The organism is Novosphingobium sp. BF6, from assembly GCF_058273105.1.
Genome location: NZ_CM177775.1, coordinates 293,281 through 306,163, shown reverse-complemented (window position 1 = coordinate 306,163; position 12,883 = coordinate 293,281). Strand labels below are relative to the sequence as shown.

At 66.8% G+C, this 12,883-nt stretch carries 14 protein-coding genes; 7 read left to right on the top strand and 7 right to left on the bottom strand.

The window, feature by feature from the left end:
• Positions 1-4: 4 nt before the first annotated feature.
• Positions 5-667: a ribulose-phosphate 3-epimerase gene (gene rpe, locus AC4D6D_RS01530; protein WP_334185556.1), complete on the bottom strand. Its 663-nt coding sequence runs from the start codon at positions 665-667 to the stop codon at positions 5-7.
• A 245-nt stretch (positions 668-912) separates the two neighbouring features.
• Between rpe and AC4D6D_RS01525 the strand changes: the two genes are divergently transcribed.
• Positions 913-1,407, top strand: a complete 495-nt coding sequence (locus AC4D6D_RS01525) for a DUF2141 domain-containing protein (RefSeq protein ID WP_491327267.1) — start codon at positions 913-915, stop codon at positions 1,405-1,407.
• A gap of 33 nt (positions 1,408-1,440) precedes the next feature.
• Here AC4D6D_RS01525 and AC4D6D_RS01520 read toward each other — a convergent pair whose 3' ends face one another.
• From AC4D6D_RS01520 to AC4D6D_RS01510, 3 genes are all read right to left on the bottom strand, one after another.
• Entirely contained in the window at positions 1,441-2,223 is a 783-nt protein-coding gene (locus AC4D6D_RS01520; protein WP_491326231.1) for a nucleotidyltransferase family protein, read from the bottom strand.
• Positions 2,220-3,134, bottom strand: coding sequence for a hypothetical protein (locus tag AC4D6D_RS01515; RefSeq protein WP_491326230.1), 915 nt, complete (start codon positions 3,132-3,134; stop codon positions 2,220-2,222). Before AC4D6D_RS01515 ends, AC4D6D_RS01520 begins: the two co-directional genes overlap by 4 nt.
• 73 nt (positions 3,135-3,207) lie before the next feature.
• The gene (locus tag AC4D6D_RS01510; protein ID WP_491326229.1) at positions 3,208-4,251 is read right to left on the bottom strand and encodes a diacylglycerol/lipid kinase family protein; all 1,044 of its coding nucleotides are present in this window, start codon (positions 4,249-4,251) and stop codon (positions 3,208-3,210) included.
• Positions 4,252-4,423: 172 nt separating this feature from the next.
• On the opposite strand from AC4D6D_RS01510, the gene AC4D6D_RS01505 reads away from it, so the two are divergent.
• Together AC4D6D_RS01505 and AC4D6D_RS01500 are read left to right on the top strand one after the other, a co-directional pair.
• Positions 4,424-5,572: a CDP-alcohol phosphatidyltransferase family protein gene (locus tag AC4D6D_RS01505; protein WP_491326228.1), complete on the top strand. Its 1,149-nt coding sequence runs from the start codon at positions 4,424-4,426 to the stop codon at positions 5,570-5,572.
• A 13-nt stretch (positions 5,573-5,585) separates the two neighbouring features.
• Positions 5,586-6,014, top strand: a complete 429-nt coding sequence (locus AC4D6D_RS01500; protein ID WP_491326227.1) for an HIT family protein — start codon at positions 5,586-5,588, stop codon at positions 6,012-6,014.
• A 175-nt stretch (positions 6,015-6,189) separates the two neighbouring features.
• On the opposite strand, the gene AC4D6D_RS01495 is transcribed toward AC4D6D_RS01500, so the two are convergent.
• On the bottom strand, positions 6,190-6,945 hold the full coding sequence (locus AC4D6D_RS01495; protein ID WP_491326226.1) for a phosphocholine cytidylyltransferase family protein: 756 nt from the start codon (positions 6,943-6,945) through the stop codon (positions 6,190-6,192).
• A gap of 202 nt (positions 6,946-7,147) precedes the next feature.
• Here AC4D6D_RS01495 and AC4D6D_RS01490 point away from each other — a divergent pair, with 202 nt between their 5' ends.
• Together AC4D6D_RS01490 and AC4D6D_RS01485 are read left to right on the top strand one after the other, a co-directional pair.
• Positions 7,148-8,524 (top strand): lipopolysaccharide biosynthesis protein, encoded by a 1,377-nt coding sequence (locus tag AC4D6D_RS01490; RefSeq protein ID WP_147222036.1) that lies wholly within the window; start codon positions 7,148-7,150, stop codon positions 8,522-8,524.
• 36 nt (positions 8,525-8,560) lie between these two features.
• A complete protein-coding gene (locus AC4D6D_RS01485) occupies positions 8,561-9,784 on the top strand; it encodes a M20 metallopeptidase family protein (protein WP_491326225.1) in 1,224 nt (407 codons plus the stop codon).
• Positions 9,785-9,790: 6 nt separating this feature from the next.
• Here AC4D6D_RS01485 and AC4D6D_RS01480 read toward each other — a convergent pair whose 3' ends face one another.
• Positions 9,791-10,081: a GNAT family N-acetyltransferase gene (locus AC4D6D_RS01480; protein WP_491326224.1), complete on the bottom strand. Its 291-nt coding sequence runs from the start codon at positions 10,079-10,081 to the stop codon at positions 9,791-9,793.
• Positions 10,082-10,133: 52 nt separating this feature from the next.
• Between AC4D6D_RS01480 and AC4D6D_RS01475 the strand changes: the two genes are divergently transcribed.
• Together AC4D6D_RS01475 and AC4D6D_RS01470 are read left to right on the top strand one after the other, a co-directional pair.
• Positions 10,134-11,129 (top strand): threonine aldolase family protein, encoded by a 996-nt coding sequence (locus AC4D6D_RS01475; RefSeq protein ID WP_491326223.1) that lies wholly within the window; start codon positions 10,134-10,136, stop codon positions 11,127-11,129.
• Positions 11,126-12,046 (top strand): DMT family transporter, encoded by a 921-nt coding sequence (locus tag AC4D6D_RS01470; RefSeq protein WP_491326222.1) that lies wholly within the window; start codon positions 11,126-11,128, stop codon positions 12,044-12,046. The genes AC4D6D_RS01475 and AC4D6D_RS01470 overlap by 4 nt, the downstream gene beginning before the upstream one ends.
• Here the strand turns inward: AC4D6D_RS01470 and AC4D6D_RS01465 are convergent.
• Positions 11,956-12,816 carry a Rossmann-fold NAD(P)-binding domain-containing protein gene (locus AC4D6D_RS01465; RefSeq protein ID WP_491326221.1) on the bottom strand — a complete coding sequence of 287 codons (861 nt, stop codon included), beginning with the start codon at positions 12,814-12,816 and terminating at the stop codon, positions 11,956-11,958. The two genes, AC4D6D_RS01470 and AC4D6D_RS01465, sit on opposite strands and share 91 nt — an antisense overlap.
• Positions 12,817-12,883 lie beyond the last annotated feature (67 nt).

Below are 12,883 nucleotides of genomic sequence, written 5' to 3'. Positions count from 1 at the left end.
CGTTTCAGGCGAGCCCCTTCAGGGCGCGGATATTGGCGGCATATTGCGAAGGGCCGCCGCGGAAGGTCGCGGAACCGGCCACCAGCACGTCGGCGCCTGCCGCCACGCAGAGCGGCGCGGTCTTGGCATCGACGCCGCCGTCCACTTCGAGGCGGATGTCGCGGCCCGACTTGTCGATCATCTTGCGCACCGCCTCGATCTTGCGAAGCTGGCTGGAAATGAAGCTCTGGCCGCCGAAGCCGGGGTTCACGCTCATGATGAGGACCAGGTCGATCTCGTCGATCAGGTAGTCCAGCATCTTGGCCGGGGTGGCCGGGTTGAGCGAGATGCCCGCCTTCTTGCCGAGATTGCGGATCGTCTGCACCGTGCGGTGGACGTGGGGGCCAGCCTCGGGATGAACGGTGATGTAGTCCGCGCCGGCCTCGGCGAAGGCTTCGAGATAGGCGTCGACCGGGGAGATCATCAGGTGGACGTCGAAGACTTTGGCCGAATGGGGGCGCAGGGCCTTCACCACGGCGGGGCCGATGGTGATGTTGGGGACAAAGTGGCCGTCCATGACGTCGACGTGGATCCAGTCGGCACCGGCTTCGTCGATCGCGCGGACTTCCTCACCCAGGCGGGCGAAGTCGGCAGACAGGATGGAGGGCGAGATCAGCGGCGTGGTCATAGTAAAGAACGGTACTCCTCGATGCGCAGGATAGGACACCAGATATTGGGGCTACAAGCGCGTTGCCGCCGTTTTCCACACGCCATATGGAGGAAGTCCCTTAGTTTGGGCGAAGGACAGCGACCCGGCCTGCCCTTGAGCCATTGTGAATTGTCAATTCAGAGTGCATTCACGGCCTCGATGGCAGTGCGGCGCCAGATATTTCATGGGCCTATTCCCATGCCCGCATGATGGAACCGGAGATGATGTTGAAGTTCCCCAAGGTGCCTGCCGTTGTCGCAATAGGGCTTGCCGCGCTGGCGGTTGCGGCCCCGGCAGCCGCTGAATATCGCGAGGAAATCCGCAACGACATGAGCCAATGCCGCTCCGGCGGCGGCCCGGCGATCCTGGTTACCGTGGATGGGATCAAGTCGTCCGAAGGGCGCATGCGCGTCCAGTCCTATCGCGCCACCTCGGCGGAATGGCTTGCCAAAGGCAAATGGCTGAAGCGGATCGAGGCGCCTGCCAAGGCGGGGACGATGACCTTCTGCGTGCCGGTTCCGGCATCGGGCACTTACGGCATTGCCGTCCGTCACGATGTGAACGGGAACGGCAAGACCGACCTTGGTTCGGACGGCGGGGCGATGTCGAACAACCCCTCGATCAACATCTTCAACCTCGGCAAGCCGAGCTACACCAAGGTGGGTGTGCCGGTGGGCAAGGAAGTGAAGTCGATCCGTATCCAGATGCGGTATATGTAAATCGGATAGCCCGGTTTTCTGCCGGGCTTGCCGTCATTTCTCGGGCGGGTCTGCGCGCCGCTTCGCCAGAATCGTGCGGGCGTCCACGAGGTCGGAGGGCTTGTCCACATCGACCGCCGCCAGCCCGTCCCGCGCGGCGACGAGGCGGGCGGTCACACCTATCTTCGCGCCCAGCCTCGCCAGCGCGGACGCGAGCGTGAGGCGGCCGAGCGCATAGCTCGCCAGCATGCCGAGGCCCAGTCGCGCGGCGATGCGCCAGGGACGCTTGCGGTCGGCCTCGACCAGCTTCCAGGTCTCGATCGCCGCTTCGGCGCGGGGCGTCTTCAGCAGGAACAGGTTGCAGCCGGACCAGTGGCCGTCGGCAAAGCGCAAGTAAGTGCGCCGCGATCCCGGCATCGCCGTCTCGATCGCCTCGCGCCGGGCGAGCAGCACGGAAACGTCGGCGTCCTCGGGCGTATCACCAAGGAAATCGCGCACCCATTGGCCGCGCAGCAGAGCGTGGTCGGAGGTCGTGACCAGCATCGGCGCGCCGAGCAGGGCGAAGCCTGCCGCGACGCTGGCACTGGGGCCGGCCTCGGCGGGAACGGTCTCGCAGCCGAGCAGTTCGGCCAGCGCGACGACCGCCGGGTCGTTGGCGACGACCGCAAGCCGCGCGATCCCGGCATCGCGCAGGGCCTCCGCGACATGGGCGAGCATCGGCTTGCCCTCCAGTTCGACCAGCGCCTTGTGGCTGAGGCCTTCCGCCGCAGCGACCGGATCGGGCGCACCGGGGCGGGAGCCTGCGAGAATCAGGGCCGAGGGTGTCGGGGAGGTCATGCGGGCTTCCGTTCCATGGCCTTTTTCGCGCGCCAGACGTGCCAGAGCACGCCGGGCGCGGAGAGCACCGGATGGCGCTCACGCCAGGGGGTGATCGCCACCGGCACCCCGGTGTGGCGCTCGATCTTCCAGGCGGCATAGCGCGCGGCACCTTCGAACGTGGTCGAGGCCTTGAGCAGGCGCAGCACGTTGTAGGGCTTGCCAAGCCGTTGGCGGCGCTTCCACCAGTCCAGCGTGCGGCTGCGGTCGCGCGCGGAAAGCTGCGGGCGCAGCGTGCCGTTGGGCAGGCGTTCGAAACGGATATCGTCGGCGGCGAGCGCCAGCGGCAGGAGGCCGTCGAAATGCTCGCGGTTCACGGAAAGGATCGAATCCTCGCGTCCGGCTTTCTCCACCCGGAACTCGGCGGCATAAGTCGCACGGAACAGGGCGCGCCAATAATCTTCGGCAGTGCCCGTCTCGGGACCGAGCGCGACGGCAAGCCGCGCGGCGGTGCGGGCCGCGCCGGAAACCGCTGTGGACACGGGGGCGAGCGCAGCTGCGTCCCGCTGCCAGGCCACACCGCTCGGCTGGACGAAGCGCGCCCAGATCGTGGTGTCGAGCAGTTCGCCGGCGGCAGCGGCGCGGAAGGTCTCCAGCGCCATCGTCGCGACTTTGGCGCGCAGGGGCACGCCTTCGCGGGTCCATTCGTGATAGCTGACGCGCGGCCAGATCTTCTCGACTTGCGGGCCTTCGGTGAGGACGTAGAAGTCCAGCACGCCCTCCAGCGAGCCGGTGCGCAAGTTCGAGCCGTAGAACAGCACCGCCACGGCGTTTCCGGCAGCTAACGCCAGCCGCTCCGCGAAAGCGCGGACTTCGGGCACGACGGGGCGCTGAAGCGCCTGGCTTACGCGCCCTTCCAGATCTTGGGTCATCGGTTCATGCTCGGGCACCGGCCGCGCGAAATCAAGCGCGCCGGTGCCGTGATCCGAAAAATGCCGGAAAAGCTCAGGGGACCACGAAGGTCAGTTGCGGGCCTTCTTCGAGGACATAGCTGCCGCCAGGGAAGGCCTCGCCGTCGAGGATGAACGAGCCGCCCAGTTCGAGGTCGACCGCGCTGGCGCTGAGGCGATGGGTGCCGCGGCGTTCGAGGAACTTGCCGGTCAGGCCGAACAGGATCGCGGGCAGCAGCGCGACGATCCAGCGCACCGGCCAGTCGATCACGCCGAGCTTCATCCCCGGCGCAACGTCGCGGCCGAAGGGACGGGCGCCGAGCGGGAACTTCTCGAACGTGGTGGCGACGGCCATGAAGCGCTCGTCGGCGCGGCCGGGGCCTGAATAGGGCAGGTCGCGGCCGGTGTGACGGTCGATCAGGCGCATCGGGGTGCACGAACGCCAAGGGTTGCCGGTGCGGCCGAACAGGGTCTGGATGATGCCCCAGAGCACGCTCAGGCCGACCGCGAAACTGTTGAAGGCGCCGCGGCGATGGGCTTCCTGCCCGGCCTCGGTGGCCAGCGAGAAGGCGCCGGTGCCGAGAATGAAGCCCTGCACGCAGCCGCTGCTGCCGTCCTGCGACGAGATGCGCAGCGGACGACGGTTCACGGTCTTGCCCTTGTGCGCGGCGGCCAGTGCTTCGGCCAGCGACCAGTGGGTTGGCAGGCCGATGTCGATGGCGAGCGCATTGGTCTTGCCCTTGGGCAGGACGATAAAAGCGGGCCATTCGTCGCCGAAGATCTCGGCGCCGCAGGTCAGCACGTCGCGGACGGTGCCGTCGCCGCCGTCGACCACCAGATAGTCGATGCCGCGACGCGCAAAGCCGTCGAGCACACCGAACAGCTCCGCGCGGGTGCGCGGCGTTTCGGTCAGAATGTTGGAGCAATCTTCCATCTCGGGCGCATGGCCTTTGTTGCGATGGCTGCGCGGATTGCGGATGATGCCGACGAGGGGAACGGCACGGCCACGACGGGCCACGCGCACATGGCCGGTGGTCTTGCGCTTGCCTTGCTCGCCGAAGGTCGGCAGCGTTTCGAATTCGTAAATGGTTCCGTACACGGGGCCCTATTTAGGGATGCCGCGCGGGAAAATCATCAGGAAACATTCACTGACACATTAAGGTTACAGTTGTATGGCGCTTTTACGCCACTTGCAAGACCGTCAAAAACGATAGCATTTTCCGCAAGTGACGAAGTTGCCTCGGGGAAGGGGACGGATTACGGCCCGAATCATGGTCGAACAAGACAAGCTCCCCCCCGTGGTCACTCTCGGCGCGAACCCGGTCAAGCTCTGGGGTTTGACGATGGCCGAACGCGTGGCGCGGATCGCCCGCGCCAATGGCGCCCCTGCCGATGCCGCAGCCGCCGCGATGGCGGCCCAGGGCCCTGCCATCCTCTCCAACGCCGCTTTCGCGTGGGATCCGGCCTGGTTCAAATACGTCACATCGCATCCCGGCATGGTCCTGACGCTGGGCGGCATTCCCGCTCTGGCCCATGCGGCAGACGGCGCGCAGGCCGCCCGAATCGCCGAAGCGATGAACGCCGGAACGCCGCTTTCAGGCAGCACCGGTCTTGATGTCGTCGCCTACGAGAGCGGCCCGACGATTGAAAACAAGCAGCTGCGCAAGCGCGAGACGCCGTTCCTTATGGCACTGACGCCGCAGAGCGTCCGCACCATCGAGCGCGCGAGCTATTTCGGTGCCTACAAGGGCGTGACCGATGTGTTGACCAAGTACCTCTGGCCCGAATGGGCGCTGGTGCTGACGCGGATCTGCGCGAAGCTGCATATCACCCCGAACATGGTGACCGCCGTGGGCGCGGTGTTCTGCGTCGCCGCCACCGTGCTTTTCGCTTACGGCCATTACTGGCTGGGCATGGCGTTGGGCCTCGTCTTCATGGTGCTGGACACCGTGGACGGCAAGCTGGCGCGCTGCACGATCACCTCGTCGGAATGGGGCAATGTCGCGGATCACGGCATGGACCTCGTCCATCCGCCGTTCTGGTGGTGGTTCTGGGCGACGGGCCTCGCGACATGGGGTCTGGCCTACGACCAGACCACGTTCTGGTGGGTGCAGGGCGCGATCCAGGGCGGCTATGTCGTGCAGCGTCTGATCGAGGGCCTGTTCATGAAGCAGAACGGGTTGATGCACATCCACGTCTGGCGCAAGTTCGACAGCCAGTTCCGTCTCATCACCGCGCGCCGCAACCCGAACATGGTGATCCTGTTCGTGGCGATGCTCTTCGCGCGTCCCGACCTCGGCCTGATCGCGGTCGCCTGGTGGACGGCGATTTCCTGCCTCATCCATGCGGTGCGGCTGGTTCAGGCATGGATCGTGCGCGCGCGGGGCGGTACGATCACCTCGTGGCTCTCGGACGCCTGAAGGAGAAATGGTGATGAACGCGACGATCGAGAAGTTCGGTTATCCGCATACGCTCGTCGCGGAATTTGCGCATTGGGTGGTGCTCGCCCGACCCGCGCAGCCGACGCTGGGTTCGCTGGTACTGGCCGCGAAGTCCGAGGCGACGGCCTTTGGCGACCTTTCGGGCGAGGCCCATGCCGAGCTTAAGATCGTCACTGCCGCCATCGAGGCGGCGCTGACAGGCGCAGTCGGCTATGCCCGGCTCAATTACCTGATGCTGATGATGGTGGACCCGCACGTCCATTTCCACGTCATCCCCCGCTACGACGGTGCGCGCGAATGGCAGGGGCGCGAGTTCGTCGACTGCGGCTGGCCCAAGGTGCCCGATCTCGGGCATGCGGTGGCGCTGGAGGGCGACGAGTTGGCCGGGCTGGTGGCTTGGTTGAAAGGTGCGTTTGCCTGATAGGTGGTGCCATGCCGAGGGGGCTTCGGCAGGCTCAACCTGAGCGGAATCGGGCAACCTGCTTTCAAGACTGCTCAGGCTGAAAGATTTCGAAAACCCGCTTTCAACATCGCTCGGGCTGAGCCTGCCGAAGCCCCCCGGCTGGGCCTGAGCCGTCCGGACGGCGTAAACCCTCTTACCAGGTATCGGTCAGCTTCGTCGCGATCTCGATGTCGTTGAGGAAGTCGACTTCCGCCCAGTCCAGCCCCTCGATCGAAACGGTGCCGACCTTGCCGGTGGGCGCGATCGAATCGATCACCTTCAGATACCAGTGCTGGACGCCCTCGGGCGTGCGCATCGCCTGACGGACGGTTTCGCGGAACAGGTCGGCCCCTTCGCCGCGGAAGGCGAGGAAGCCGATCGATTCGGCGTTGGACTGCGCCGCCGTCAGCGTCTTGCCGATATGGACGAGGCGGCCGTCCGCCTCGCGCTCCACTTTCATGTCGTCGCTGTCGTAGCCTTCCGCCTTCACGTCCACGGTGACGGTGATCGGCCAGGTCTTGCCCTTCGCATCGGTTGCGCCCTGCTGGACCTTGCGGACGATATCCTCGGAAACGAGCGTGTCGCCGTTGAGAATCAGGAAGTCCCCGCGCATCGCCTCGCGCGCGATCCAGCAGGAGCCGAGGTTGTCGGCCACCTTGAAGAAAGGGTTGAAGCGGATGTTGATCTCGACGCGGGGATCGTGGATCGCGTTCAGGTGCTCTTCCAGCATGTCGGTCATGAAGCCGGTGACGACGTCGATCCGCTTCACGCCGCCGCGCGCCAGCATCTCGATCTGCCATTCGATCAGCGACTTGCCGGAGAAGTCGATCAGGCACTTGGGCCGCTCGGCGGTGAGCGGAAGCAGGCGCGAGCCCTGGCCGGCGCTGAGAAGAATGGCGTGTTCGATCATGGATTTCGTGCTTCACGATAGGGGGAGGTCGCCCCGCATCTAGGGAATGCTGGGCAAAAGGAAAAGGTGCGACCGCAAGGTGGCCCGTCGGTTGCCGGCGCGCGGCTGCGACAAATCGGCAGGGGACAGAACTGTTCAGCATGGGGACATTCGCCATCTGCACAGCTTGCAAGTCCCTTCCCCCTCGTTCAATGCAGCCGCAATGTCCGCCAAATTTAACCGCCGCGAGAGCAAGTCTCCGCTAGGGCGGATCATTCAGAACACGGCCTGGCTGCTGGGTGGCAAGGGTTTCGGCGCCGTCTGCGGCCTGGCCTATCTCGCCATCCAGACGCGCTCGCTGGGCCTGAAGGATTTCGGCCACTTCTCGCTGATCTTCGGGACGGCGCAGGCGCTGATCGCGCTCGCCAGCTTCCAGACCTGGCGCGTCGTGGTGCGCTACGGCAGCGAGCATGTCCACCAGAAGGACTGGGGCAAGCTCGGTCGCCTCGGCATGCTCTGCGGCTTGCTGGACGCGGTGGGCGCGGTGATCGGCTGCGGCTTGGCGGCGATCCTGATCTACGGGTTCGCCCATAAGCTGGAACTCAACCCGCACTTTGTGGACGTGGCCTTCTGGTTCTGCGTGGGTTCGCTCTGGGCGCTGGTCTCGGCACCGACGGGGATCGTGCGCGCGCTCAACCGCTTCGACATGGCAGTCTATGTCGAGGCGATCGTGCCGAGCGGCCGCCTTGCCGCCTCGCTCGTCATCTGGCTGACCGGGCCGAGCGTCGGCCGGTTCCTGTTCGCCTGGGCGGCGATCGATATCCTCGAAGCCCTGCTCTACTGGATCATGGCGCGGCGGCTTTGCCCCGAGGCGGTGAACCTTTCGAACTTGCGCAACTGGCGCAAGGCGATCGAGGAAAACCCCGGCGTCACGCGCTTCTTCACGCAGACTTACGTGGCCTCCACGATCGATGCAGCGATGCGGAACGGTCCGCTGCTGATTGTCGGCGCCTGGGTCGGCACCAAGGCGGCGGGTCTCTATCGCCTCGCTTCGCAGCTTTCACAGGCTTTGAGCAAGCTGTCCTCGCTGCTGACCCGTTCGGTCTATGCCGAAGTGGCGCGCGCGCGGGTTGCGTCGGAAGCGGCGGAGTTCCGCAAGCTGGCCTTGCAGACCAGCAAGATCGCCGGTCTCGCCGGGATCGTGGTGATCACGGTGGCGGTGCTGCTGGGCAAGCAAATGCTCGAATTCATCGGCGGCGACGATTTCGAACAGGGCGCGGCGATCCTCGTGCCGCTGACCCTGGCGGCCAGCTTCGACCTTGCCAGCGTCGCGTTCGAGCCGGTGCTCCACGCCACCGGGCGGGCGCGCCATTCGCTGATCGCACGGCTGATCGCGCTGGTCGCGCTGGCGATCGGGCTGGTGTTCCTGCTGCCGGTCGGCCCCAGCGGTGCGGCCTGGGCCGTGGCTCTGGGCGGCGCGGTGTCCTACCTGGCGATGGGCATCATGGCCTGGCGCACGCTCCAGCAGATCGACCGCAACGAGATCAGCATCGCACCCGATCCGGAAGACGATCTGCCGGTCGCCGATTCGGTGACCTGAACTCGACAGACGCGGATCGAGGGCTATCATGCCGACATGTCCTCATCCGCGAACACTCTGATCGAGCAGGCCCACGGCCTCGCCGACCGTATCGTCGCGCTGCGCCGCGCCATTCATGCCGAACCCGAGATCGGCCTCCACAACCCGAAGACGCGGGACAAGATCCGCGCGGCTCTGGCCCATCTGCCGCTGGAATGGCGCGAGGGTCCCTCGACCACCGGCCTGATCGCCACCCTGAAAGGCGGCGCGGGCGAGGGTGGCAGCGTGCTCCTGCGCGGCGATACCGACGCCCTGCCGATGCCCGAGGAAACCGGCCTGGCTTTCGCCTCGACCATTCCCGGCACGATGCACGCCTGCGGGCACGATACCCACGTCGCCATGCTGGCAGGCGCGGCGGAGATCCTCGCGAGCCGGGCGGAAAGCCTCAGCGGCGAAGTGCGCTTCATGTTCCAGCCCGGCGAGGAAGGCCATCATGGCGCCCGCTTCATGCTGGAGGACGGATTGCTCGGCGGGGAGGGTTTCGACCGCCCATTGCCGGGTGCCGCCTTCGCGCTCCACATCATGCCCAATGCGCCGCACGGGGTGATCGGCGGCCGGGCCGGACCGCTCATGGCGGCGGCGGACGAACTGCGCATCGTCGTGACCGGGCGCGGTGGCCATGCCTCGATGCCGCATGACACGGTCGATCCGGTGCCGGTCGCCTGCGAGATCGTCATGGCCATCCAGACGATGGTCGCGCGCCGCTACAGCGTGTTCGATCCGGTCGTGGTGACGATCGCCAAGGTCGAGGCGGGAAGCGCGCACAACGTGATCCCCGACACCGCCCGGCTCACCGGCACGATGCGCACCCTGTCGGCGGCCAATCGCGCGCGGCTGAAGGAGGAACTGCCGGTACTCGTCGCCGGTATCGCGGGGGCGCATGGCCTCAAGGGCGAAGTGACCATCCTCGAAGGCTTCCCGGTGACGATCTGCGATCCGCGCGCGGTGGACTTCGGCGAGCGCGTGGCCCGCGATCTTTACGGCGAAGCCGCATTCCAGCGGCTCAAGGACCCGATCATGGGCGCGGAGGACTTCGCCTATGTGCTGGAAAAGGTGCCCGGCGCGATGTTCTTCCTAGGCGTCGCGGAAGACGGCGCCGACTGGAAGCACTGCTGCGGCATCCACTCGACCAAGATGATGGTCGACGAAAAGGCCCTGCCGCGCGGCGCCGCCTTCCTGGCCGGGCTGGCGCAGGACTGGTTGCAGCGCGGGTTCGGTTGAGAGGATTCAGGCCTTCACGTCTTCCCATTCCGGGTGACGCCGGAACGCGGCGACGACGTAGCTGCACAAGGGCGCGATCTTGAAGTGGTTTTCCCGCGCGTCGGCCACCATCGCTTCGACCAGCCGCGCCGCCACGCCGCGATTGCCGATCTCGGTGGGGACGAGCGTGTGGTCGGCATAGTGCACGCCGTCGCGGGCCTGCCAGCTCAGGTGGCCGGTCACGTCGCTGTCGGCGAGGTGGGCCTGGTATTCGCCGCCGGTGGCGGTTTCGTGCTTGGTGATGGTCACACCGACCATGGGCCAATCTCCTTATTGACGGCGCCTATGTCCGCTCGCAGTGCATATGGTCATGAAATTCCTCTCCGACAACGCCGCGCGGGTCCACCCGAAGGTCTGGGACGCCATGCGAGCGGCCGACGCGCCCGATTCGCCCTATGACGGCGATGCGCTGAGCCGAGAGCTGGACGCGCGCTTTTCCGCGCTGTTCGGGCGCGACTGCGCGGCGCTCTGGGTGGCAACCGGGACGGCGGCGAACTGCCTTGCCCTGTCGGCCATGGTCGAGCCGCACGGCGCGGTGATCTGCCACCGCGAGGCGCATATCGAGATGGACGAGGGCGGCGCGCCGGGCTTCTACCTCCACGGCGCCAAGCTGTTGCTGGCCGACGGCGAGGGCGCGAAGATCACGCCGGAAGCTATCGCGCGGGTGCTCGACCCGATCCGCGACGGTGTCCATCAGGTCCAGCCCCATGCGATCTCGATCACCCAGGCAAGCGAATATGGCCGTGTCTACCGGCCCGAGGAACTGGCCACGCTGGCTCGTTTCGCCAAGGACAAGCGCCTCGGCCTGCACATGGACGGCGCGCGTTTCGCCAATGCGGCGGCGTTTATGGGTGGCGATGCGGCCGAGGCGGCGGGCGATGTCGATGCCCTGAGCTTCGGGATGGTCAAGAACGGCGGGATGAGCGCGGAAGCGATCGTGTTCTTCGATCCCGCCATGGCCGACAAGGTCCGCTTCCGCCGCAAGCGGGCCGGGCACCTGCAATCGAAGGGCCGCTATCTCGCCGCGCAGATCCTCGCGATGCTGGAGCGCGATCTCTGGCTGGACAATGCCCGCGCGGCCAATGCCGCCGCTGCCGAGATCGCGCAAGCGGCGAAGGACCGTCTGCTCCATCCGGTCGAGGCGAACGAGATATTCCTCACCTCCACCGCCGCCGAGCGGCTGGCGCTGCGTGGGCAGGGCTTCGAATTCTATGACTGGGGCGACGATGCCGCGCGCCTCGTCACCGCCTGGGATTCGCGCAAGGATCACGTTTCGGCGCTTGCCCGCGCGATTTCCGGACTGTGAGCGAGAGTCCCGCTCCGGCACCGGGCTTCCTGACGCCTGCCGTCGCGCTGCCGTTCCTGCTGGTGGCGCTGATCTGGGGATCGACCTGGTTCGTCATCACCGGCCAGATCGGCGAGGTGCCGGCCAGCTGGTCGGTCGCCTGGCGTTTCGTGCTGGCGACCCCGGCGATGTTTCTGGTCGCGGTGGTGATGAGGAAGAGCCTGAGGCTCGGCGCGGCGGGCCAGTGGCTGGCGCTGGCGGTGGGCGTGGCGCAGTTCTGCGGCAACTACAACTTCGTCTACCGCGCCGAGATGCACCTGACCTCGGGCATCGTCGCGGTGATGATCGGGCTGCTGCTGGTGCCGAACGCAGTGCTGGCGCGGCTGCTGCTGGGCCAGCCGATCACCTGGCGTTTCGCGATCGGCAGTGCCATCGCCATTGCCGGTCTCGCCCTGCTGCTGCTCCACGAGGCGCATGAGGCGCCGCTGGGCGGCAAGGTCCTGCTCGGCACCGTCTTCGCGCTGATCGCGATGATCTGCGCTTCGGTTTCGAACGTGATTCAGGCCAACGAGACCGGCAAGGCGCTGCCGATGGTCAGCCTGCTGGCCTGGGCCATGCTCTACGGCACACTGGCCGATGTCGCCGTGGCCTGGGCGACGTCCGGACCGCCGGTAATTCCGCAGGATGGGATGTACTGGCTCGGCACCGCCTACCTCGCGATTCTCGGCTCGGTGGTGACGTTCCCGCTCTACTACACGCTGATCCGCCAGCTCGGCGCGGGCAAGGCGGCCTACAACGGTGTCATGGTCATCATCATTGCGATGCTGATCTCGACCGCGTTCGAGGGCTATCGCTGGTCGCTGCTGGCGCTGGCCGGAGCGGCACTGGCGACGGTCGGGCTGGTCGTGGCGCTGAGGGCGCGCAGCCCCTCGCGGTAGGTCGGGAAGCGCGGGCGCCAGCCGAGCACGCGCCGGGCCTTGCCGTTCGCCACCCGGCGGTTCTCGGCATAGAACCCGCGCGCCATGGCGGAAAGCCGCGCCTCCTCCATCGACTGGAGCGGCGGCATCGGCAGGCCGAGCAGGCGGCAGGCTTCCTCGACCAGCGTGTTCTGGCCGCAGGGCAGGTCGTCCGCGAGGTTGTAGGCGCCGCTTGGCGCTTCGAGTCCGGCGATAACGCCTGCGGCAATATCCTCGACATGAGCGCGGCTGAAGACCTGCTCGGGCAGGGCGATGCGATGCGCGCGCCCGTCCAGAACCCTGTCCAGCACCGAGCGGCCGGGGCCGTAGATACCGGGCAGCCGATAGACCCGCGCGCCCAGCTTGAGCCACGCGCCGTCAGCCTCGGCCCGCGCGGTGCGGCGGCCAGTGCCGACCGGCGCGCTTTCGTCCACCCAGGCGCCGCCGGTATCGCCATAGACCCCGGTGGAGGAAAGGTAGGACAGCGGCATGCCCTTCAGCGCATCGCCGTAGCGTTCCAGGACCGGGTCGAGCGGCTCGCCCCGGCCTTCCTTGCCCGGCGGGGCCGAGGAAAGCACATGATCGGCATCGGCCAGCGCGAGGCGGACGTTGCCCTCGTCCTCGAACGAAAGCGTGCCCTCGCTGCCGGTGGAGAGCACTTCCCAGCCGCGCGCCACGGCCTGCCGGGCGATCACTTTCGCGGTATAGCCCAGCCCGAAGATGAACAGGCGTTTCGGTGTGCGGACGGACATCGGGCATTCCTTGCGATTCGGCTGTGAATTCGTCGCGCCAAGTCTGGCATTCGAGGGACAAGGCTCT